This window comes from Stenotrophomonas sp. YJH_SMC_54 (assembly GCF_059368435.1).
In genome coordinates, this window is record NZ_JCAFRS010000011.1 from 1 (window position 1) to 20643 (window position 20643).

At 63.4% G+C, this 20643-nt stretch carries 31 protein-coding genes and 1 tRNA gene; 11 read left to right on the plus strand and 21 right to left on the minus strand.

What is annotated here, in order from left to right; translation table 11 throughout:
- On the plus strand, nt 1-126 hold a 126-nt coding region (locus AC5P5S_RS13375; protein WP_146257439.1), incomplete at its 5' end, for an integrase core domain-containing protein.
- An 83-nt stretch (nt 127-209) separates the two neighbouring features.
- On the opposite strand, the gene AC5P5S_RS13380 is transcribed toward AC5P5S_RS13375, so the two are convergent.
- The 7 genes from AC5P5S_RS13380 to amaB form a co-directional block, all read right to left on the minus strand.
- Nucleotides 210-1097 carry a DMT family transporter gene (locus tag AC5P5S_RS13380; protein WP_032966688.1) on the minus strand — a complete coding sequence of 296 codons (888 nt, stop codon included), beginning with the start codon at nt 1095-1097 and terminating at the stop codon, nt 210-212.
- Between the two features lie 32 nt (nt 1098-1129).
- Nucleotides 1130-2191, minus strand: a complete 1062-nt coding sequence (gene murB, locus AC5P5S_RS13385; RefSeq protein WP_049459957.1) for a UDP-N-acetylmuramate dehydrogenase — start codon at nt 2189-2191, stop codon at nt 1130-1132.
- Between the two features lie 8 nt (nt 2192-2199).
- Complete coding sequence (locus AC5P5S_RS13390) at nt 2200-3255, minus strand: quinone-dependent dihydroorotate dehydrogenase (RefSeq protein WP_005409365.1); 1056 nt, start codon at nt 3253-3255, stop codon at nt 2200-2202.
- A gap of 8 nt (nt 3256-3263) precedes the next feature.
- Nucleotides 3264-4034, minus strand: a complete 771-nt coding sequence (locus AC5P5S_RS13395; RefSeq protein ID WP_049459949.1) for a class I SAM-dependent methyltransferase — start codon at nt 4032-4034, stop codon at nt 3264-3266.
- Nucleotides 4035-4038: 4 nt separating this feature from the next.
- Entirely contained in the window at nt 4039-4323 is a 285-nt protein-coding gene (locus tag AC5P5S_RS13400) for a DUF4190 domain-containing protein (RefSeq protein WP_005413144.1), read from the minus strand.
- A gap of 219 nt (nt 4324-4542) precedes the next feature.
- Complete coding sequence (locus AC5P5S_RS13405; RefSeq protein ID WP_049459950.1) at nt 4543-5382, minus strand: SDR family NAD(P)-dependent oxidoreductase; 840 nt, start codon at nt 5380-5382, stop codon at nt 4543-4545.
- A complete protein-coding gene (gene amaB, locus AC5P5S_RS13410) occupies nt 5382-6914 on the minus strand; it encodes an L-piperidine-6-carboxylate dehydrogenase (RefSeq protein WP_062605959.1) in 1533 nt (510 codons plus the stop codon). The genes AC5P5S_RS13405 and amaB overlap by 1 nt, the downstream gene beginning before the upstream one ends.
- Before the next feature lie 183 nt (nt 6915-7097).
- Between amaB and AC5P5S_RS13415 the strand changes: the two genes are divergently transcribed.
- Nucleotides 7098-7174, plus strand: a tRNA-Arg gene (locus tag AC5P5S_RS13415).
- A 93-nt stretch (nt 7175-7267) separates the two neighbouring features.
- Here the strand turns inward: AC5P5S_RS13415 and AC5P5S_RS13420 are convergent.
- From AC5P5S_RS13420 to AC5P5S_RS13445, 6 genes are all read right to left on the minus strand, one after another.
- Nucleotides 7268-7747: a tyrosine-type recombinase/integrase gene (locus tag AC5P5S_RS13420; RefSeq protein ID WP_231098200.1), complete on the minus strand. Its 480-nt coding sequence runs from the start codon at nt 7745-7747 to the stop codon at nt 7268-7270.
- Between the two features lie 26 nt (nt 7748-7773).
- On the minus strand, nt 7774-8106 hold the full coding sequence (locus AC5P5S_RS13425) for a site-specific integrase (RefSeq protein WP_227415226.1): 333 nt from the start codon (nt 8104-8106) through the stop codon (nt 7774-7776).
- A gap of 8 nt (nt 8107-8114) precedes the next feature.
- Complete coding sequence (locus AC5P5S_RS13430; protein WP_227415225.1) at nt 8115-8450, minus strand: hypothetical protein; 336 nt, start codon at nt 8448-8450, stop codon at nt 8115-8117.
- A gap of 11 nt (nt 8451-8461) precedes the next feature.
- Complete coding sequence (locus tag AC5P5S_RS13435; RefSeq protein WP_062605956.1) at nt 8462-8644, minus strand: hypothetical protein; 183 nt, start codon at nt 8642-8644, stop codon at nt 8462-8464.
- A gap of 109 nt (nt 8645-8753) precedes the next feature.
- A complete protein-coding gene (locus AC5P5S_RS13440; protein WP_196757850.1) occupies nt 8754-9173 on the minus strand; it encodes a DNA N-6-adenine-methyltransferase in 420 nt (139 codons plus the stop codon).
- A 4-nt stretch (nt 9174-9177) separates the two neighbouring features.
- Nucleotides 9178-9318 carry a hypothetical protein gene (locus AC5P5S_RS13445; protein ID WP_171968965.1) on the minus strand — a complete coding sequence of 47 codons (141 nt, stop codon included), beginning with the start codon at nt 9316-9318 and terminating at the stop codon, nt 9178-9180.
- A 197-nt stretch (nt 9319-9515) separates the two neighbouring features.
- Here AC5P5S_RS13445 and AC5P5S_RS13450 point away from each other — a divergent pair, with 197 nt between their 5' ends.
- Both AC5P5S_RS13450 and AC5P5S_RS13455 read left to right on the plus strand, forming a co-directional pair.
- Nucleotides 9516-10109, plus strand: coding sequence for a hypothetical protein (locus AC5P5S_RS13450; protein ID WP_049431021.1), 594 nt, complete (start codon nt 9516-9518; stop codon nt 10107-10109).
- A gap of 439 nt (nt 10110-10548) precedes the next feature.
- On the plus strand, nt 10549-10998 hold the full coding sequence (locus AC5P5S_RS13455; RefSeq protein ID WP_155730702.1) for a hypothetical protein: 450 nt from the start codon (nt 10549-10551) through the stop codon (nt 10996-10998).
- 5 nt (nt 10999-11003) lie between these two features.
- On the opposite strand, the gene AC5P5S_RS13460 is transcribed toward AC5P5S_RS13455, so the two are convergent.
- The 4 genes from AC5P5S_RS13460 to AC5P5S_RS13475 are packed head-to-tail and all read right to left on the minus strand — an operon-like array spanning nt 11004 to nt 12008.
- Entirely contained in the window at nt 11004-11261 is a 258-nt protein-coding gene (locus tag AC5P5S_RS13460) for a hypothetical protein (RefSeq protein ID WP_062605952.1), read from the minus strand.
- Nucleotides 11258-11479, minus strand: a complete 222-nt coding sequence (locus AC5P5S_RS13465) for a hypothetical protein (RefSeq protein WP_049431011.1) — start codon at nt 11477-11479, stop codon at nt 11258-11260. Before AC5P5S_RS13465 ends, AC5P5S_RS13460 begins: the two co-directional genes overlap by 4 nt.
- Nucleotides 11476-11769 (minus strand): hypothetical protein, encoded by a 294-nt coding sequence (locus AC5P5S_RS13470; RefSeq protein ID WP_227415224.1) that lies wholly within the window; start codon nt 11767-11769, stop codon nt 11476-11478. The genes AC5P5S_RS13465 and AC5P5S_RS13470 overlap by 4 nt, the downstream gene beginning before the upstream one ends.
- Nucleotides 11766-12008, minus strand: coding sequence for a hypothetical protein (locus AC5P5S_RS13475; protein WP_062605950.1), 243 nt, complete (start codon nt 12006-12008; stop codon nt 11766-11768). Before AC5P5S_RS13475 ends, AC5P5S_RS13470 begins: the two co-directional genes overlap by 4 nt.
- 243 nt (nt 12009-12251) lie before the next feature.
- Between AC5P5S_RS13475 and AC5P5S_RS13480 the strand changes: the two genes are divergently transcribed.
- From AC5P5S_RS13480 to AC5P5S_RS13490, 3 genes are all read left to right on the plus strand, one after another.
- Entirely contained in the window at nt 12252-13208 is a 957-nt protein-coding gene (locus AC5P5S_RS13480; protein WP_146257174.1) for a hypothetical protein, read from the plus strand.
- 317 nt (nt 13209-13525) lie between these two features.
- A complete protein-coding gene (locus tag AC5P5S_RS13485) occupies nt 13526-13711 on the plus strand; it encodes a hypothetical protein (RefSeq protein WP_146257105.1) in 186 nt (61 codons plus the stop codon).
- 147 nt (nt 13712-13858) lie between these two features.
- Nucleotides 13859-14158, plus strand: coding sequence for a hypothetical protein (locus AC5P5S_RS13490; protein ID WP_188246264.1), 300 nt, complete (start codon nt 13859-13861; stop codon nt 14156-14158).
- 521 nt (nt 14159-14679) lie between these two features.
- Here the strand turns inward: AC5P5S_RS13490 and AC5P5S_RS13495 are convergent.
- Nucleotides 14680-15483, minus strand: coding sequence for a hypothetical protein (locus AC5P5S_RS13495; protein WP_146257106.1), 804 nt, complete (start codon nt 15481-15483; stop codon nt 14680-14682).
- Complete coding sequence (locus AC5P5S_RS13500) at nt 15480-15689, minus strand: hypothetical protein (RefSeq protein WP_062605944.1); 210 nt, start codon at nt 15687-15689, stop codon at nt 15480-15482. The genes AC5P5S_RS13495 and AC5P5S_RS13500 overlap by 4 nt, the downstream gene beginning before the upstream one ends.
- A gap of 61 nt (nt 15690-15750) precedes the next feature.
- Between AC5P5S_RS13500 and AC5P5S_RS13505 the strand changes: the two genes are divergently transcribed.
- The 3 genes from AC5P5S_RS13505 to AC5P5S_RS13515 all read left to right on the plus strand — a co-directional run bounded on the left by AC5P5S_RS13505 (nt 15751) and on the right by AC5P5S_RS13515 (nt 17638).
- Nucleotides 15751-16434, plus strand: coding sequence for a hypothetical protein (locus AC5P5S_RS13505; protein WP_062605942.1), 684 nt, complete (start codon nt 15751-15753; stop codon nt 16432-16434).
- Nucleotides 16435-16861: 427 nt separating this feature from the next.
- The gene (locus tag AC5P5S_RS13510) at nt 16862-17047 is read left to right on the plus strand and encodes a phage major capsid protein (protein ID WP_231098201.1); all 186 of its coding nucleotides are present in this window, start codon (nt 16862-16864) and stop codon (nt 17045-17047) included.
- Nucleotides 17048-17104: 57 nt separating this feature from the next.
- On the plus strand, nt 17105-17638 hold the full coding sequence (locus AC5P5S_RS13515; protein ID WP_062605940.1) for a hypothetical protein: 534 nt from the start codon (nt 17105-17107) through the stop codon (nt 17636-17638).
- Between the two features lie 5 nt (nt 17639-17643).
- Here the strand turns inward: AC5P5S_RS13515 and AC5P5S_RS13520 are convergent, their stop codons facing one another.
- Nucleotides 17644-18294 (minus strand): hypothetical protein, encoded by a 651-nt coding sequence (locus AC5P5S_RS13520; protein ID WP_146257112.1) that lies wholly within the window; start codon nt 18292-18294, stop codon nt 17644-17646.
- A gap of 607 nt (nt 18295-18901) precedes the next feature.
- Between AC5P5S_RS13520 and AC5P5S_RS13525 the strand changes: the two genes are divergently transcribed.
- The gene (locus AC5P5S_RS13525) at nt 18902-19330 is read left to right on the plus strand and encodes a hypothetical protein (protein WP_180849171.1); all 429 of its coding nucleotides are present in this window, start codon (nt 18902-18904) and stop codon (nt 19328-19330) included.
- Between the two features lie 333 nt (nt 19331-19663).
- Here the strand turns inward: AC5P5S_RS13525 and AC5P5S_RS13530 are convergent, their stop codons facing one another.
- Complete coding sequence (locus tag AC5P5S_RS13530) at nt 19664-20629, minus strand: hypothetical protein (RefSeq protein WP_143568313.1); 966 nt, start codon at nt 20627-20629, stop codon at nt 19664-19666.
- Nucleotides 20630-20643 lie beyond the last annotated feature (14 nt).

Consider the following 20643-nt stretch of genomic DNA (forward strand, 5'->3'; position numbering starts at 1 on the left):
CAGCGCAATTCCGTGCTGACCCAATGGCTGCACCACTACAACTGGCACCGCCCTCACATGGGGATCGGTGGCCAGCCACCTATTTCCAGAGTCCTGCTGAACAACGTGGTGGGTTTACACAACTAACAGTCGACTCTACCCATGGCCTGTCCATGCACGACCCGTGGCTTGCCCGTGCAGGCCCCATGGCTTGTCCATGCAGATGGTTTTCATTCGGCGGGCTTGGCCGCTGCCGAGGCCGCCGCGCTTGCGGCGCGGCGCGACAACACGGCTTCGCGGTGGGCGATGTAGGCGTTGGCGGCGAGGATGATGCCGGCACCGATGAGCGTCCAGCGATCCACGCTTTCGTTGAACAGCAGCCAGCCGAGCAGCGTTACCAGCGGCAGCTGCAGGAAGCTGATCGGGGTCAGCGCCGAGACTTCACCGAGGCGCAACGCCCGCGTCCACAGCAGCTGACCGACGGTGCCCAGCACGCCGGTGGCCAGCAGCCACAGCCACGCCATGCCGGAGGGCCAGACCCAGACGAACAGTGCCGGGACCAGCGACAGCGGCACCCAGAACACGTAGGTGTAGAGCACCACGGTGTCAGCGCTGTCGACACGGGTCAGCTGCTTGATCTGGATCGCCACCAATGAGCTGAGCACGGCGGCTGCCACCGCTACCAGGCTGCCGGCGGTGAAGCCGGCGGTACCGGGGCGCACGATCACCAGCACACCGATGAATCCAACCACCACCGCGGCCCAGCGGCGTATACGCACGGTCTCGCCCAGCCACAGCACGGCGGCGATGGTGACGAACAACGGCGTGGAGTACGAGAGGGAAACCGCCTGCGCCAGTGGCAGATGGCCCAGTGCCCAGAACGCGCACAGCATCGAACCCAGGCCAATCGCACTGCGCACGAAGTAACGCGGCAGCTGCTGCGTTTTCAGCGGTGCATGGCCGGGGCGCAGCAGCATCGGCAGCAACGCGAGCAGGCCAAAGGCATTGCGAAAGAACGCCACTTCCTGGGTTGGTACGTACCGGGTGGCGTAGCGGATGGCGACGGCCATCAGGCCGAATGCCATCGTGCTGCCGAGCATCAGCAGCGCCGCCCGCATCGGAGTGGCGCTGGGGGAGAGGGCGGGGGTGTTCACCACTGTGCGCCGAGCAGGCGGGGCTCCGGTTCGATCGGCACGCCGAACTTCTCCAGCACCGAGGCGGAGATGCGTCGCGCCAGCGCCAGCAGTTCAGCACCGCTGGCATTGCCATGGTTGACCAGTACCAGCGCGTGGCTGGGGGCCACGCCGGCATCGCCTTCGCGGAAGCCCTTCCAGCCGCAGGACTCGATCATCCATGCCGCCGAGACCTTGCGCTTGTCGTCCTGCTCGGCCGGGAACACGGGCAGGTCGGGGAAGTGCTGCAGCAGCACATCGACCTGTTCCAGCGGCAGCACCGGGTTCTTGAAGAAACTGCCGGCGTTGCCCAGCACATCCGGGTCGGGCAGCTTGCGGCGGCGGATCGCGATCACCGCGTTGGCCACGTCCACCGCGCTCGGCAGCTCCACGCCCTGTGCCTGCAGTTCCTCGCGAATGCCGGCATAGTCCATGCGCAGGTCATGCAGCAGCGGCAGCTTCAGTTCGATGGCGGTGATCAGGTAGCGGTCCATCTGCTGCTTGAACACGCTGTCGCGGTAGGTGAAGCGACACTGCTCGTTGTCCAGCCGTACCCAGCTTTGTTCCTGGCAGTCCCAGGCCTCGACCGCCTGGATGAACTCGCCGACCTGCGCACCGTAGGCGCCGATGTTCTGGATCGGCGCGGCACCGGCGGTGCCGGGAATCAGGGCCAGGTTCTCCAGCCCGGACAAGCCTTCCTGCAGCGACCACATCACCAGGCCATGCCAGGGCACGCCGGCCCCGGCGCGGATCACCGCATGGTCGGCGCGGTGTTCCAGGAAGCTGATATCACGGTTGCCGAACACCAGCACGGTGCCCGGCAGGTCTTCGGCGATCAGTACGTTGCTGCCGGCACCCAGTACCAACAGGGGACCGCTGGCCACTTCGGGCAATGCCAGCACTTCCGGCAGCAGTGCGGCATCGTGCAGTTCCAGCAGCTGCGCGGCGCTGGCCTGCACGTGGAAGGTGTTCAGCGCCTGCAGCGGCGCATTGCGGGTGAGCGTCCAGCGCAGCGGGGCGTTGCCGTCGACGGTATCCATGGGCGCGCTCACAGTGGGGCCACCGCGCCGCGGCTCGGCGCTTCGCGGCGGCGACGGATCGCCTCCACGCATTCAGAGACCAACGCCGGGCCACGGAAGATCAAGCCGCTGTAGCACTGCACCAGCGCCGCGCCTGCGGCCATCTTGGCCACCGCATCGGCACCGGACAGGATGCCTCCGACACCCACCAGCGGTACCGATTCGGGCAGGCGCGAGCGCAGGCGGCGCAGCACCAGGGTGGACTGCTCCAGCACCGGCGCACCGGACAGGCCGCCGGCCTCGTTGGCCAGCGGGTCGCCGGCCACCTTGCTGTGGTCGATGGTGGTGTTCGTGGCGATCACGCCGTCCACCTGCAGTTCGCCCAGCACGCGCGCGGCGGCATCGATGTCGCGGTCACTCAGGTCCGGTGCAACCTTGACCAGCATCGGCACGCGGCGGCCGTGGCGCGCCGCGAGATCTTCCTGGCGGTCGCGCAACTGGCTGACCAGCTGGCGCAGCGCGGTCTCTTCCTGCAATTCACGCAGGCCGGCGGTGTTGGGCGAGGAGATGTTGACGGTGATGTAGTCCGCCAGCGGATACACCTTGTCCAGGCAGGCGATGTAATCGTCCACCGCCTGTTCGTTCGGGGTGTCCTTGTTCTTGCCGATGTTGATGCCGAGCAGGCCGCGGCGGTTGCGCGCGCGCTCGACATTGCGCACCAGCGCGTCCACGCCCGCATTGTTGAAGCCCATGCGGTTGATGATCGCGTTGTGTTCCGGCAGGCGGAACAGGCGCGGCTGCGGGTTGCCGGCCTGCGGGCGCGGGGTGATGGTGCCGATCTCGACGAAGCCGAAGCCGAGCGCGAACAGCGCATCGATGTGCTCGCCATTCTTGTCCAGGCCGGCGGCCAGGCCGACCGGATTGGGGAAGGTCAGCCCGAACACCGTGCTGGGCATCGGCGCGATGCGTGCGGCCAGCAGCGGCGTGGTGCCGGTGCGGTAGGCCAGGTCCAGTGCGGACAGGCCGAGGCCGTGGGCGCGCTCGGCGTCGAGCGAGAACAGGAAGGGGCGGGCAAGCGAATACATGCGTCGGTTCAGTCCAGCGTGCCGAGGAAGGCTCGGGTTCGATATTCAAAAGCGACCTGGCCGTCGACCGCGTGGGCGGCGAACAGGTCCTGCAGAGCGTCGATCATCGGCGCGTGGCGAGGATGACCGGATTGGGGTGCGTAGGAGGAGGACAGCAGGCGCCCGCGCAGGGCGTCGAAGTCCAGATGCTGTACGTTCGGCAACTCCACCATGCCGCGCAGGCCGCTGCCGAACCAGGCCTGCATGGTGGCATCGTCCTGGTAGCGCTCGGCCACCGCGGTGTAATCGGTGCCGTAGTCCAGCAGCAGCTGTTCGTAGCCGACCAGGAATGGACTGGCATCGAGCAGGCGCGAATTCCAGTAGATCAGTGCCAGGCCACCGGGGCAGAGGATGCGCTGCCACTCGGCGCGCACCGCCACGGTGTCGAACCAGTGGAACGCCTGCGCGACGCTGACCAGATCGATGCTGGCATCGTCCAGGCCGGTGGCCTCGGCGCGGCCATCGACGGCGGAAAAGCCCGGATACTGCGGCGCCAGCCACTCTTCGGCGGCGGCGCGCATGGCGGCGTTCGGCTCGACCGCCACCAGCGGATGACCGCTGGCCAGAAACTGACGGCTGGAAATGCCGGTGCCAGCACCGATGTCGGCGACACGGGCCTGGTGACTGACATCCATCGGGCCGTGCAGCCATTCCAGCAGCGCGGGCGGGTAATCGGGCCGGTAGCGGACGTAGTCGGCGACGCGGCTGCTGAAGCGTTCAGTGCTGTCGGAGGTGGTCATGGCGTCAGTTCGACACCGCGGCCAGCCACGCCAGGCCACCGAAGAACAGGATGAAGACCAGGATGGCGGCAAGTACCGCGCCGACCATCACCCAGCCCAGCACCAGGCCGGTAACGGCCAGGCCATCACCTTCCAGTTCGTGCGGGCGGCGGCGGATCTCGGCGCGGGCCATGTGGCCGGTGATGATGGCCACGATGCTGGCCACGAAGGGCAGGACGGTCCAGCTGGCGATGCCCATGACCAGGCTGACCACGGCCAGGGCGCTTGTCTGTCGGGGTGCCACGCTCATCGGGGTCCTCCTTGGCAGTGTGCACATGATAGTGCCTCTGCCCGGGCAATCCCATGCCCGGCGGATGCGATGGCAGGCGTGGACCCTGGTGGGCGAACGAGGTGCAAGCCCTGGTAGGCGTCGACCTCGGTCGACGAAAGGCATTTCAGCAGGGTAGGCGTCGACCTTGGTCGACGAAAGGCATGCCAACCAAGGTTGGCAGCTACCGGAGTGCCGGTATCAGCCCATCAACACCTGGCCGCCATCCACGTTGAGCACGCTGCCGGTGACCCAGCGCGCCAGCGGCGAGCACAGGAACAGGGCGGCGTCGGCAATTTCGCGCGGATGGCCGAAGCGGCCGAACGGGATCTTCGCCAGGGTGCCGTGGTACAGCGCCGGATCTTCGGTGCGACGGCGATCCCACAGGCCGTCATCGAACGCGATCGAGCCCGGCGCGATCGCATTGACCCGGATCCGGTCCCTGGCCAGCGCCAATGCCTGCGACGTGGTGTAGTGCGACAGCGCGGCCTTGGCGGCGGCGTAGGGCGCGCCACCGGGGCGTGGCTGCTGTGCGGCAATCGAGGACAGGTTGAGGATGCAGGCATCGCTGGATGCGCGCAGCCACGGCAGTGCCAGGCGCGAGGCCCGTACCGCCGCCATCAGGTCGATCTGCAGGCTGGCGGCCCAGCCATCCTCGTCGTCGGCCATGCCGTAGCCGGTAGCGTTGTTGATCAGCACATCGATGCCGCCGAGTGCACCGGCAGCGGCCTGCAGCCAGGCCTGGATCTGGCCGGCGTCGGCCAGATCGGCGGAGACGGTATGCAGTGGGGTGCCCTGTGCCTGCGCATCGGCACGCAGGGCATCCAGGCCGGCCTGGCCACGTGCGCAGACCGAGACCTGCGCACCGGCGCCGGCAAATGCCAGCGCCATTTCACGACCGATGCCCTTGCTGCCGCCGGCGATCAGCACGCGACGACCGGTGAAATCGAGGGTCGGAGCCCCATTGGGGATCCGGCCCTGGGCAGGGGTCAGATCGCCGGAGGGGCTCTGACCCGCAGCCATGGCAGAAACGTCCGCCATCACAGATCGAACTTGATGCCCTGGGCCAGCGGCAGCGAGTCCGAATAGTTGATGGTGTTGGTCTGGCGGCGCATGTAGACCTTCCAGGCGTCCGAACCGGACTCGCGGCCACCGCCGGTGTCCTTTTCGCCACCGAAGGCGCCGCCGATCTCCGCACCGGACGTGCCGATGTTGATGTTGGCGATGCCGCAGTCGCTGCCAGCGGCCGACAGGAACTTCTCGGCAGTCTTCAGGTTCTGCGTGAAGATCGAGGACGACAGGCCCTGCGGCACGCCATTCTGCATGTCGATGGCTTCATCGAGGGTGTCGTACGGCATCACGTACAGGATCGGCGCGAAGGTCTCGTGCTGGACCACGGCATCGCTGTTCTTCAGGCCGGAGACGATGGCCGGCAGCACGAAGTTGCCTGGGCGGTCGATGCGGGTGCCGCCGGTTTCGATGGTGCCGCCGGCCGCCTTGGCCTGGGCGATGGCATCGAGGAACTGCTGCACGGCGCCTTCGCTGTTCAGTGGGCCCATCAGGTTGGCCGCATCGGTCGGGTCGCCGATCTTGCCTTCGACCTGCTTGTAGGCCTTGACCAGAGTGGCCAGCACGTCGGCGTAGATCGAGCGGTGCACGATCAGGCGGCGGGTGGTGGTGCAGCGCTGGCCGGCGGTGCCGACAGCGCCGAACACGATGCCCGGCACGGCCAGCTTCAGGTCGGCGGTTTCGTCCAGGATGATGGCGTTGTTGCCACCCAGTTCCAGCAGGCAGCGGCCGAGGCGGCGCGCGACCTTCTCGTTGACGGTGCGGCCGACCTGGGTCGAGCCGGTGAAGCTGATCAGCGGCACGCGACGGTCATCGACCATCTTTTCCGACAGCGCGGTGCCCGCATCGTTGATCAGGAAGAAGATGTCCGGGAAGCCGGCTTCGCGCAGGGCGTCGTTGCAGATCTTCAGCGAGGCGATGGCGGTCAGCGGCGTCTTGTTGGACGGCTTCCAGATGCACACGTCGCCACAGATGGCGGCCAGGAACGAGTTCCAGCTCCACACCGCGACCGGGAAGTTGAAGGCAGAAATGATGCCGACCAGGCCCAGCGGGTGGTACTGCTCGTACATGCGGTGGCCGGGGCGCTCGGAATGCATGGTGTAGCCGTACAGCATGCGGCTCTGGCCCACGGCGAAATCGGCGATGTCGATCATCTCCTGCACTTCGCCATCGCCTTCCGGCTTGCTCTTGCCCATTTCGAGGGCGACCAGCGAGCCCAGGGCGTCCTTGTGCTTGCGCAGCGCTTCACCGCACAGGCGCACGGCTTCACCGCGGCGCGGGGCCGGCGTGGTGCGCCAGACCTTGAAGGCTTCCTGGGCGCGGGCGACGACGGTCTCGTACTCGGCCTCGGTGGTCGCGCGGACCTGCGCGATCGGCTCGCCGGTGGTCGGGTTGACCGGGGTGATCAGCTCACCGCTGGTCGCGCTCGACCACTCCCCGTTGCCCAGGTACGTGCCAGCGTTGATCGCGTCCAGGCCAAGGGACTTGAGCAGCTCGGAAGACATGCAGACTCCTGTGTTTCGTTACGTTGTTTGGTGCCATCGCGGGCAGGTGGGGGGCGCGATGAACTGAATCGCCGATGGTAGCAGAGCGGCCTGTCCGGCCATGGTGCAACGCGCCAGCGCCGCCGTGTGGAGCACGAATGCTTGGAGGGCAGGGTGTGTTGCCTGTAAACTTCCCGGCTGCATGGCCCCGTAGCTCAGCTGGATAGAGCGTCCCCCTCCTAAGGGGAAGGTCGCCCGTTCGAATCGGGCCGGGGTCACCATAATCAATGACTTAGGCGGACTCAGCGGTGGGCATTTCCCACTGTTTCCCGCATATCCACAGGATTTGGTCCCAGTGGTCCCAAAGGTCCTGCTCAGTACCTGAGCTTTGCCACCGCGCCATCGTCGCCCTCAGGCGTCAGATGGGCGTAGAACTTCTCGGTCGTGGCGTAATCAGCGTGCCCGGCCAGAATCTGCACCCTTCGCAACGGAACTCCGGCCATCACCACGTGGGCGCAGAAGGTGTGCCGTAGCCGGTGGAGGCTGCCGCCGATCCCAGCCCGCTTGGCATCGGACGCGAACCAGTCGGATACGGTGTCTTTGTGCACGGCCACCAGCGGATCGGGTAGGCGGCGCAGCGCCCAGCGCGCATACCGGTTAAGCTGCACCTCGCGCCACTTGCCTGACTTCGTGCGCCCCTGGCCATCTTCGTCTGGCTCGCTCTCGACCCTGAGTCTGCTCCCTGCCACCGAATCCTTGCCCAGTCCAACCAGCTCACTACGGCGCAGACCCGTGTGGGCCATGAAAAGCCACAGAGGCGCCCGACCGGGGTTCGCACGGTACAGCTTGCGCATCGCGGCCCGGTCGTAGAACCGCACCGCTACGCTGCGGACGCCGCGCGTGCCTGGGTTTCCTCCAGCGGGTTGAAGTCCAGTTCCTTCCACTTCACGCCACGCCGGAACGCGGCCTGCAGCCTACGCACCTCCTTGCCCACGGTCTCTGGTGCCACCTTGTCCTTGGTCAGGCGATCTGTCTTGTATGACTCCATTTCCATCGGGCGCAGGGTGTCGATCGGTCGATGGCCGAGGCGAGCAATGAACAGTCGGACTTCGCTCTTTGCCTTGCCGTGCGTAGTCGGGTCTTCCACCTTGTACCAGTCCAGGTACGCCTCCAGGAAATCCCTGACAGTGGGCAGCCGGGGGAGGATGCGCACACCATGGGTCAGTTCCGCTTCTTTCGCTGCTCGTACGCGCTCAGCCTCGCGTGGGCTGACGCGACCAATGGCGACACGGCTTCGCTTGCCGCCTTCCCGCCAGTTGAGGTACGCGGCGACATCGCGCCAGAAGATTGTGACCTTGACCATTGCTTGGAGCCGTAGATTGCAGAGTAGAGGGCAGCCTTCTCGTAGAGCTTCTTGCCCATGAAATTTCGTGGTTCGATGCCGTAGTCGGCGATGTTCGAATCGAACTGGCTTCGTGAAACCCCGCAGTAGTGCGCGGCCTCGTCCACGGTGAGCCAGTCCTTTCCGACGATGTCTAGCTTTTCAGCAGCTCCCATCGAGTCCTCCTTCAGTTCGCGGCCAGCGCAGCGCGCAGCTGCTCGGTGGCCTGGGTTGCTGCATCGCGCATGCGCAGAACCTCTGCGCGAAGGCAGATCACTTCATCGGCCGCGACCACCAGCTGCTCGCGCAGCACGTCCTTGGCCGGCTGCCTCATGCGGCGCGGTTCGCGGGGGAAGAGCTGGGCGTTCATGCGGCAGCCCCGAACAGGTCATCGTTCTTTCGAAATGCCGGTTCGAGCTTCATGCAATACCCTTCGAGCCCACAGGCGGCCAGCTGCCGCGCGTTGGATTCCCCGTAGGCTATGAGGACGGACGGTGCCCGTCGCTCATTGCTGGTTTGCCGTCTGGTGAACAGAACGCGATGCGGCCGCGCAAGAACAGAACTGCGTGGGCCCGTGGCCAGACCTGATCCTGGAACATGGTCGTCTCGGTTCGTGCAAAAACCAGAGCCACACCGTTCCCATGTTCCGCCATCCGCTGAAGCCAGCGAACGGCTTGGGCCCCATATGGCGGATTGCACCACACCCGACCTTGCCACTCCGCCGTCAGGCCGTCCCCGGGCAACTCGATGTGCCTGGCGGCCGACGGCCAAGGGCGTGGCGAAGGGGCTGCGCAGGGGTCGAGGTCGAAGGGACCGAGCGCGGCGAGGATGTGTGGCGGCGTGAGCCACGTTTCCTTGTTGAAGCCGCCGCCGTCGGCGTTTCCAAACTTATTGGCCATGAGCTCACCTCCGCCAGCACCAGCGCAGCCCGGCGCGCGCGGCAAGGCATGCGCGGCTGATCGCCCACAGGGTGGCGATGCCGGCCGCAAACCCGGCCAGGGCGAACACGTGGACCATTGCGGCGGTGAGCAGCTGGTCAGTCATGGGCAATCTCCGAGAGACGCGCAGTCGTGGCAAATGGATTACTAGGCAGGATGGAGCAGTGGGCAGCCCCAATGTGCAGATTCCGATGGTTGCCCGTCGCCGAAAGCGCGCCGTTATCTGGTTTAGCGCTGAGCGCCGTGTCAGACACGGCGGCTCTCCATGGCAGAATGGCGTCTCCACCATATGGAAATGGCCAGATGATCGTTGCTGAAGTCATGGTTCCTTGCTTCAATTTCGCGCCCACCTGTCGACTTGACTGGACGGCCGTGTCTGCTATCGGTGGTTGGGCTGCTGCCATTGCCACATTTCTCGCGGTGTACGTTCCCGCTCGCAACTACAAGGTGGATAACGAGAGGCGTGCCACGCGAGAGCGTCAGATCTCGTTTATCGAAATCAATCGTCTTCTTCCGAAAATCCTCGACGTGCGGGATCAAACTAAGACGATTAAGAACAAGATCCTGCCTGAAATACCGAAGGCCTTGGCCGCTGGGGCCGACGCCAAGACTGTCTCAGGTCTTCTGAGGGTTAAGGGGCAAGTTCCATTTGTCATCCTCTCTGATGGCCTGGAAATGATCTCTATTGGTGTCTCCAATTTGCAGTCCAGCCTTGATGTGCTGAATGCCTTTCTGGACGCCGGCGAGGAGATTGATATGTATGGTAATCATCCTTTTCATAGACTCTCTGATTACACGACGGCTCTTGACAACGTGGAGCTCGCCGCCCAGAACGTCTTGCTCGCGATAAAGAAGCTCACCGGTATTGACCTTGGAGGCCACGAACAAGGGAGTTGAGTGTCTGTGGTTCAGCGATCAGCATTGATTGGATCGCATGATCGCGCGCCGCGGCGGTCGGTCAGGATCATGTCGCGGTTGCTGGTCTCGCTCCAGACGACGGTAGTTCGTCAGAGCCGTTCCTACACTTAGACCCGCTCGTTCCGATGGATGAAGGTCATGGCAGAATCGGCTCCAGCACAGAGAGGGGGACCATGGGATGGCTCTGGGATTTAGTGAATGCCTTTCGATGAAGGCGGAGTGCGCGACGTTCTGGGCGGGGTGGGGAGCCATCGCCACCGCAGCCGTGGGTCTGGTGACTGTTCTGGTTGCTTTCCTTGCGTGGCGCACATCCCGGCAAGCCGCAACTATCGCTGCGAGGCAACACCTGGACTCTCAGGTTCTGTGGAAGGCACAAGCCCGAATCGTTGGACGCCTTTTGCTTCACGAAGTGACCGCTGTGCCGAAGAAGATCCAGACCTACGCGGCTGAACTTGACGCATTGCCCACACTCGACCCGAGCAGGGTCAAAGATTGGCGCGCCGTGAAAAACGCAGTTGAGCGCCTCGCCGAACCTTTGTTGCCCAGCGCGGAAGCCATCGCCGAGCGGATCCACTACCTGTCCGTAGATCTCGGCGCGGACCTGGCGACGATGATCAGCCACAGCAGGGATATCAACGCGGCTGCCTGCCACATCGCCGCGCACATCCACGAGCACCAGCCGATACCGACGATCATGGCTACACGTATCAGCGTCTCGTACACCGGCAGGCGGATGGCTTTGGAGGTGCTGCGGCAGCAACTTCAATTCGTGGCTAGCATCGCTCCTGATCTGGTCGATCGCTTCCGCGAGGAGGTTCTCAGCGAAAGCGAGCGCACCGAGGGACAGGAAAGAATCCCGGTCGCTTAAATTGCTTACTCTGCCAGCCCCATCGCAACTAGGTCGATCTCATCCACCTGGTCGCGAAGGTGGCGGCGCGCGCGGCGCAGGTGCCTGGCGATCACTGCGCGGTCTTCTTGGGCAAAGAAGGTCTCTGCGTGCATGTGCAGCGCACGGCGGTGGTCGCGGCGGTACAGGCGCCAGGTGATTGCGCTGCCGTCGACGGTTGGGAACCGGCCCCAAGCGACGCCCAGCGTCTCCTTGGGCGCGCGGCGTTCGATGTGGCGGCTCATGCCTTTGCTGCCTTCTTACCACCGCGGCGACCGTGTCGAGCCTCAACCACCTGCCTGCGGCTGATCGTGCTCTTGTCGATGCCGCTTGTGCCCGAGATTTCGACCTTGCCGCCGGCGGCCTTGAAGCGTGCGATGTCACTCGCCAGCTTCTGCCGGGCCTGGTCCTTTTCGCGGTCGGTCGCGCCACTGAAGACGGGCTTCACGTGGATGCTGGTCATGCTGCTGCTCCTTCGTAGACCCAGCGGCGCACCGTCCCGAACGGGACACCCAGCGCGGCGCTGATCTGGTTGACGGTGTTGCCGCTGGCCCGGAGCTGCCGGGCGCGGCGTTTAGTGGTGGCCGGCCAGTACCGGGCATGACGCTGGCGCGGTACCGGCATCCCTTGGCAGCGGGCCATGTCTTGAACCGCACGGGGCGAGCGTCCGAGGGCATCCGCGACGGTCATCGCGTCGCGGCCCTCCATCTGGCGCAGGGCCTGCAGTTCGCTGGTGCGCCAGAGCTCCATCACGCGGCCAGCGGGTACTGGTCGGCCGCATCCTGCAGACCGTGGATCATGGCCCGGCACATGTCCGGGAACTGCGCCTGGTCGTAGAGCTTAGTGGCACCGGTGGGATTGATCGGCTTGAACCCCAGCAGGGCCAGACCGTCGGCGCTGATCAAGAGCGGGGCGATGCGCGCGTTGATGTCGCCCGGCTTGATCTTGGCGACCTCGCGCGGCGCGGCGTTCGGTGCCGGGGTGCTGGCCATTGCCGTCGGAGCGCTTCGCGCCGGTGCCGCAGTCGCTGCCGGCGCGGCTGCCACCGGTTCGGTCTGCTGCTGGGCCGCTGCCTCTGCCGCGGCGTCGGCTGCCGCCTTCTGTGCGCGGGCAAGGCGCGTATGGTGGCTGAGAGGTATGGCGGTTCGTTAACGATTCGACAGTATCGCTATGAGCTAGTCAAGGCCCTAGACTGGATCCGGGGCCGAATGGCGGTGTGACGTCAGGGGAAGATCATGGCAGGCGATCCTGCGGCGGAGAATGCAGCAAATGTGAAGAGTGGCACTCCAACGTCCGGTGGAGGGGCATTCTATGGTTTTGGCCGTTGGCTCGTAGGAGTGGTTAGACCTTGGGGAGTATTCCTGAAGGTCGTTCTGGACCCCTATACTTTTCTACTCATAGCCGTCGGCGTCGTGCTGGGCTGGTTCGGACCCAAAGCTGTAGGTGAGAACTACAATGCCTTGCTGCAAATCGTTGTCGCTGTGGTAACGGGCGTGGTCGGGGCGAGGATCTCGACAGCGATGGCAGCTATCAACCAAGACGGTAAGCTATATGCAAGTGGCCGGATGGCTGTGCGTGGTCTGCGTTTGATTCTGACCAAAACGCTTGCGCTGGAGCGAAGGGTCGCCACTTTCGTTGCTGACTCTCAGAAGCAGCAGGTTCCAGAGGTCCGAGCTCAAGTCGCTATGCGCAACCTTGATGAAGTGCTCGAATCAATCCGGACGCTCCAGCTAGAAGTAGTTGGGTCGATCGAGAATTGGGTGGATGTCGTCCCCGATGCTGATGTTTCGAAGATATTCATGGCGGTAGGGGAGCTCCGTGACCAGCTGACCCAGAAGGACGAACAGCTCCGCGAAGCTGTGGAAAGCAAAGAGCGGCTCGAGAGTAAAGGTGAGACTGACACGCAGGCACTCAAACATGCAGAAAACCGCATTCGTGAGCTTGAGCGCGACAAGGCCGGGCTAGCAAATCAGATGCATTCGCTCAAGCAAGCCGCCACCCAGGGGTCGCAGTCCACCAGCGTCATGAATATGCTGACATTGGGCGATTACTTGAATCGAGTGGAGAATTCGCGCAAGGTCAGAAACCAGCGTTCTGAGATTACAGATCTTTCGCAAGCCATCCTCCCGATGAACGAGACTGGCGAGAAGGCCGGCTTGCATGAGGAGCTGGGTCGCCCCATCCCGAAGTGATTGACAGTGACGTTAGGAAATGAACTAATTCTGCAACTGTCAATAATTGTCCCTGAAGCCCCGGCCCTGCGCTGGGGCTTCTGCGTTTCCGGGACCCGAACACCGATCAACCTCCGCGCCGAAAGCCCCTCCGCTCGCCGTGAGGCGATTGGGGTTGGCGACAACGCAGGCGTGCGGTCTGCGCACGGCCTTTAGAGGCCGGGCAGCGCCTAGGCAGCGGTGGTGATCGGCCCTCTGCGCCCGCAGCCCCCCCGGACCAACCACATCCTCGCGCATCAGCCGGTTGCGGGGCGGGCACCTATGCAGGAGAGACCATGGTGAGCACCGAAACCGTAGCGGCCGCCATGGGCGCCGGCCAGTACGCGCAGCCGCTGGGGGATGCGTGCATCCAGTTCGGTACTGTGACCGTGCTTCAGAAGGCGCACTTCTTGGCTCAGGAAGGCCGCAGGAGGCGCCAATGGGCGCCGCTGAAAGGCTCGATTTATCAGTGGAGGATTGGCTGACCGTTGACGAAGCCGCCCACTACTGCGGCGTCTCCAATAGCCAGTTCAGGAAGAACGCCATGTGCTATGGGCTCACTCCCGCCGCTTCATGGGAAAGCAGTTGTACGAAAAGGCGGCGCTCTATGCCGCGATCGAAGGTGCAGAGGAATGGCAAAGGTTCGACTCTACTGGCGCGGCAGCAAGGCCCACCTCGACTGGGCGGAAGGCGGCGAGCGCTTTCGTTGGTCCATTGGGCAACCTGACGCCCGTGAGGCGGAGAGAATACGTGCCGCGAAAGAAGCAGAACTGACCCAAGGGGGGGGGCGGATCTCGGCGCGCCTGCCAAAGGTCCGCGACTACTTGGAGTGGTATCTGGACTGGTACGAGGCCAGGTTGCTAGACGACAAGGCGGCAAAGGAAACTGTGGGGAAAGGCAGCAGATCCGAGCACCGTGGCTCCTGGCGCTGACCGGTCGCTCGCCGATTTGTTGGATGCACTGGCTAGGCAGGTTCACCACGGTGAGCATCTGGAGGGGGATGCGGCGCAACAGCTTCTGGAGCCGGGCGCAACTCTGCTCATGGTGTTCGGCCCTCGGCTCGCGAATGGGTAGAGGAATGCTCGCCACTAGGTAGTTCTGGAAGCGGCAAACCTGGTGCTTCGGACGTGGGCGATGGAATGGCTCAACTCGGGAAAGCCTGGGGAGACCCGGCATGATCGAGCGATTGCCAGCAATCGCGGCTTGGCGGCTGTGCTGGGGGAGCTTGAGGCTGAGCGGAAACGCTAGAGCGCTCATGCGAACAGATCCAGTTGGGCCGGCAGTGCCGGTGCGCGCGGCGGCTCCGGCAGTGGGGCGGGGCGGTGGCGCGCAAACGCGCGCGCTGAGCGGCGTTGAACGAGAACCAGTAGCCCCGAGGCCATGCCGCCGCGCTCGCGCCTCGCTGAGGAAGACGCGCGCTGTGTGCTTGGCCTGTACAGCGGTGAGCAGCCGGTCACCCATGGCAGCTCTCCACGCGCCATGGCGTGGCAGAATGCCGGCGAATCCACAGGGGGATCAGCGAATGAGTATGCTGGATGGCGTCAGTCAGTGCTGGTGGCTCGGCAGTAAATGTCTGGTTGACTGGGATGCATGGTCGGCAATTGGGACGTTCTTTGCCGCGTTTCTGGCGCTGCAAATATCGCTTCGAGAACAGAGACGCAGACGGGAAGAAGCGCTGGAACGAGCCCTTGGCCTGTCCACGCTCTTGGAGCCCGATGTTCAGGAGTGGCACGAACGCATTCGGAAGTTGCGGCACCACATCCAACACGATCACGCCCAAGCGATTAATGAAAGCTTTGAGGCAGAGGGCGGTGACGTTCTTCAAGCTCCGGCTTCCGTACGAGAAAACCTCCATCGCATCCACGAGCTGCACAAAGCGGCCCAAGGACTTGCGGTCGCGGTGGCCTGCGCTGTCGCGGCCAGGAAAATGAAGTACCAAGTTAGAAGTGCGCTGCGACCTGGCGCTGAAGATCGGATTCTGATTTTGAACATTCTGGACACGCATCTGGAGATTGCGGACACGGAGCTGGAGAAAGCCCTCGAAGAGATCAACGCACGTATATTCGCGGGGCCTAAGAAGAGGCCGCGGTGGGCTCCATGGCGGCGCTGGTGAGAGCCGTTGAAGCCATACGGAAGAAAGGTCGCTTGCGTCGCTGTAGGCCTTGTAGGTCGTCCACGGTAGCGGTGGCAGCACATGCTCCAGCCTGGCCGTCCCACCGAGCCACACGTCCGCTTGGGTCGTCTTGTGGTTGCTCATGCATGCATGTCCTTGCTGTGGGTGGAGCGCTCGCTGTGCGCGGGGAGGTGTTCCCAGCGTTCGGCTTCGCCCAGGTAGTACTCATGGCGTTCCTGTCGGACGGTGGCGGTGAACTGCACGTGGTGCAGTGCGCGCTCGGCGGCTGCTCGGTTGGCCGTTGCCATGCGGGCTGGGTCGTGATCGAGGATGTCGAGCTGGCTATGCACAGCACGCCTCCGGGCACCGGGCCATGGCAGAATGCGGCCGAGTCCAAAGGGGGATCAGGGAATGAGCATGCTGGACGGCGTAATTCAGTGCTGGCCGCTTAGCAGTACTTGTGAGGTGTGGTGGGACGCTTGGGCTGTTGGTGTGGCAATGGGTGCTGCGGAAATTGCTCTCCTCGGCGCTATCGCGGTTGCGTATCTCGCTTATCAGGCCAACGAGCTCTCTCAGACTAGTCAACGAGAGGCTAGGGAAAAGGCGGCGACTGCTGAGCAACGTGAAATGGAAGAGAGAGCTCGTCAGGAGCGGGTCATTCTTTCCTTTCTTTCTGCTGAGCTCGAAGCCGTCGTCCGATGGTCGACGGCTTGTATTAGCTTGATGGAAGACGGGAGAGCTTTCGCTTTCGAAGAGTTCATTGCGAGCAAATCTGCACGTAAGACAATGTCCGATCAGGCGCATAGCCTCAGTGTCGAGAATGCTGGGCGGATGCTTCCGAGTTTCCACGTTTGTAGCCCCGCCATAGGGCTGAGGCTTGGACGGTTGCTGGGCGACCTCTACATTCAAAGGAGCTCGTTTTCTTCCTACAGCAATTGGCCCGACGTTGGACAAACGGAGGATGGGTTCACTGTGAGGCGAGCGGAGTGGCAAGTCTCGTTCAATCTCACCCTGTCCAGGCTTCGACGGATCCGATCCGACGCAGAGCATTGCTCTGCCGCCGCATTCGAAGTTGCGCTGCAGGACCCCGCCTGAGGTTCCTGCGCTCAGACCGCAGCATGCTGTGGCGGCAGTAGGCAAGCGCACCGCTGCTGCAATGCGGGCGAGGTCGTGATCGAAGATGTCGAGGTGGTTGCGCACGCTGGACTCCTGGGATGGGTTGCCGGCCGGTGGAGCCCGGCCGGCGCGGGCTCCCTGCGCTACAGGGGGAGAGCGCAGGGCAGGGGGGCAGTGGGTGGGGTGATGGGCGGGGTGCCGCCGGCCATGGCGGCGAAGAAGTCGTAGTCGGTCACGGCTGGCCGCCTATAACGCGAACGCTCGGCTTGCCGGCGACTTCGACGGGCCGGCCGATCTTCGTGCCGGGTTACGAGCAGGACAATCCGGGCGGTGCGCCGGATCGTCTGCTGAACCGCGATATCCAGATCAACCAGCACGCCCCGCCCCGGCCGCAGGCGCCACCTCGATCGCGTTCGGCGACTTCAGCTACTACGAGATCCGCGACGTGATGGCAGTGACCCTGTTCCGCTTCAACGACTCGGCCTATGTGAAGAAGGGCCAGGTGGGCTTCATGGCCTGGATGCGCTCTGGCGGCAACCTGGTTGACGTGGGCGGCGCGGTGAAGACCTTCAAGCACGGCGCTGCGGCTTAACTGCCTCGGCCCACGAACGGAGGGACGCCCCAGCGCGGGCGTCCCTCGGAGACCATCATGGCAAAGCAGAAGAACACCTCCGCGCAGGCGGCCAATGCCGTCGACCAGCGCCTGCTACGCGATCGCAAGTTCCGCGCGGGCCGGGAGACCCGCGGCGAGCTGAAGCAGCCGCGCGAGGAATCGCAGCACCGCCTCATCCACAAGATCGGACACCTGATGGTCGACATCGTCGAAGGCGGGGAGCAGCTGGGCGCGCACGATGCGGTGAAGCGTCTGCAGCTGGACGCTGACGTCTGCTGCGAGATCGTGGAAATGGACGCCACCCCAGTGATCGCCGCGGTGCTGGACGCCTGCGAGGCGCCTCTGGGTGCAGGCGCCCGCAAGGTGCCGGCCGGCGCGCTGCCGGAAATCCGCACCATCCCGGTCAAGCGCGCAGAGAGCCTGTCATTCGGCGAGATGGAACAGGCCCGGTTCCAGGAGCTGTTCGACGGTCTGACCGAGTACATCGGCCGCCGCTACACCCATGTGATGCTCGACGACGTGCGCGCCGAGTTCTGGAAAATGGCCGGGCAGAACAGGAGAGTGGCGTGAAAGAATCAATCAGAGGGATTAAGCGCGGAAGGGCGGAAGAAAAACGCCTCGATGCGATTCTGCGAAGTGGTCAGAGCCGCCAGCGTGTCCCAGAGCAGGCCATAGAACTTGCTCTTGCTGTAGGTGGCCATTCGAGATTTATACAGAGGGCCGCTTTGAAGGTGCTCGACGGTGGCGCCGGTGACGATCATCAGCTCGCGAGCGCGTGTGACGTTGTAGATCGCGCGCTGGAGGCCTTCGGCTGCAGGGCCAAGTTCATGAATTCGCGAAATCACTGCGGTGATAGCTGGTGGAATGTTCAGTGCACTCTCAGCGAGCGGACCGATCACGCAGGCATCTTCACCGAGAGACTGCGCGTGTTCGTCCGGATCCTCGTCGGTCCACACAGCATTGTTTCTTTCGGCAAACTCTTGGATGTGTGGCAGCAGCATCAGCCCCAGGCTGCGCGCCTTATCGGCCATCTCGCGCTCTTGTTTTCTCTCAGTCAGATAGTGCTGAGCCGAAGGAACTGCAACAGCGATAAGGATGGCCACGATGCTACCAATGGCCTGAACCCACGCGGGCGCGTCTTTGCCAAGCGATATCTGTCCGGTCAGGGACAGCAGCCCAAGAGCTGCACCGAAGCCCGCCGTGATCAGCGCGACGTACAGCAGCACCGTGATCCAGTTGATCCGATTCCTCGAGCCCATGTCGATATTTCCCCCTATCCATGGCGGGAGGATACGCACTCCCCTGCCGATCTGGGAGGGCTGCTGATGCGCTCGAAGAACTAGAAGGCGTTCACTCCTGCAGAGGAGCGGCACGTGGAAGCAGTAAAGCTGCTGCCATGCAGTGTCTGTAGCCGACCAGGACCGAGCGACGCCCACCACATCAAGTAGGGGCAGCACTACACCACCGTGGCCTGTGCAAGGGCTGCCACCTGGGCAGTTTCAACGGCATCCACGAGCAACGCCGCATGTGGCTCGTCATGAAGATGGACGAGCTGGCCGCCCTGAACGTCACCCTTTCCCGGCTGCAGCTGAAGGAGGCCGCACGATGATTCACCTTACCCTGCCGTAAGGGCTTCACCGGCCTGTTCAATGCCGCTGGCGTGATTCCGACTGCTGCCCCGACTGGCAGCTGGACAGCTTTTACCGACTCCGAGCTGATCGTGGGTATGCTCAATCAGGCGCTGCTCAACGTGTTCAACGGCACGAACACGGCGTTGATCGCCAACACGCTGCTGCTGCCTGGTCGAAGTTCAACCTGCTCGCCACCCGCAAGATGTGCGAGCACAGCGACAAGACTATCATCCAGCGGTACCTGGAGAACAACCTGCACACCGATCTGCCCGAGACCGAGTTCAAGGCCCTGACCTTCGCGCAGGTGAAGAAGGTCGGCAGCATCGGTGAGCGCGGCATCAGCACCAACATCGTCCAGTACGACACGCTGGACACCCTGGTGGCGCTGAAGGGCAAGGGCATCACTAACGCCGGTGACCCTCAGGTGGAGGTGGCCGAGGACCTGACCGACCCGGGCCAGGTTGCCCTTCGCGCTGCGGGCGACCCCAATGTGCCGGACGCCTATGCGTTCAAGGTGGAACGCGCCGACGGTTCCATCGAGTATCGGCTGGAGGCGCGTGCGAGGGTGACCTGTCGATTCAGGCGAGAGAGCACTGGTGCTGTAGGGCGCAGCCCTCATGAGGAAATGTGAGCCCCACCGCCATCACGACGGCAGGGCTCAGTCATCAGAAGGGTGCTACTGAAAGAACAAGCCCAACTGCGCAGGCAATCCAAGACAGAGTAAGCAGGAACAGCGTCCGTGGCTTATTGGTGAACCATTCGGCATTCCGCACCCTCGCTCTATAGGAAACGATGAGCGCGATGAAGACGAGGGATGGAATGATGTACGGCCAGACAAGAGCGCCCTTGGCACCCCTTCCGATCGACAGTCCGGCCAGCATCCATACTGCAGAGCTCATCGTCAGGATCAAAAATGCCCGGATAAGAATGCCGTTTCCGTGGATCAGTCGCTCTGATCCACGTTCTATGGGGTTAGGGAGTTCACTTGGCATTGTGCACCTGAGGGAGTGTAGGAACAGCCGATTCGGAAACCAACATATACCGGTGGAGAGTTTGCGCCGATCCAACGGACACCCAGGTTGTCGAGGTGTCTTATCATCTCACCACCCGGGCCTGCCGCAAGTGGGCCCGTCGGATAAATGTACGTTTGGGAAGCTTGATCGGGGCTCGCAATATCCTTCTGCCCGTCAGGAATCACATTGCCTGCTGCGTCTCGCCCGGATCCACGGATGTATCTGTACCCGTGATCTTGATAGGTGTATTGCACGAGAATGTAAGAGCCGTCAGGGAAGGGAATAGTGGTTACGATGCTGAAGGGGCTCGGCAGCTTTGTGATGTTGACGGCTTGAGAGAAGCCTGAAACGAGAACACGAAGGGTCTCTCCCACAAACCGCAAAGGCCCGAGATTGTCGTAGGATAGTGTTTTCGCAATAGCCGCCTCACGCCAAGCCGGTGTCGTCACCGCATCCATTGCATTCATCGGGTAGGTCTGAGGTGGATCGGCGAGTGGTATAGCCTGGGTGGGCGCTGCGGCGATCGCGCCACCGAATGAGTTGAGCGCAGCGCGGCTGTCATATACAGGCGCTTGGACTCTAACCGTCTCAGACCGGCCATTCGCGTCGTAGAGCTGCATGCCCGCATTGAACATTGCTTGTTCGTCCGCAGTCAGCATGATTTCCTTTACTTTTGTTCCGCCTGGAGCGGCAGCTGCGCGATAAAGCGGGCCGCCACTACCGGATACGTTCATGTGGTACAGGCGTCGATTCTTGAAATCCCAGAAGTAGTAGTCTCCGTCTCCTCCTGCCTTTGACTGCATCTGACGCTTTGTCAAAGTGCAGTCATCACAGGTTATTGAGTCGATTGCGTGTGCGGAGAGGGCACTTGTGAAAAGCGATATTCCGAGAATGACCTTTGCAGCCTTCAAACGCATTTCAGTCCCTTCCT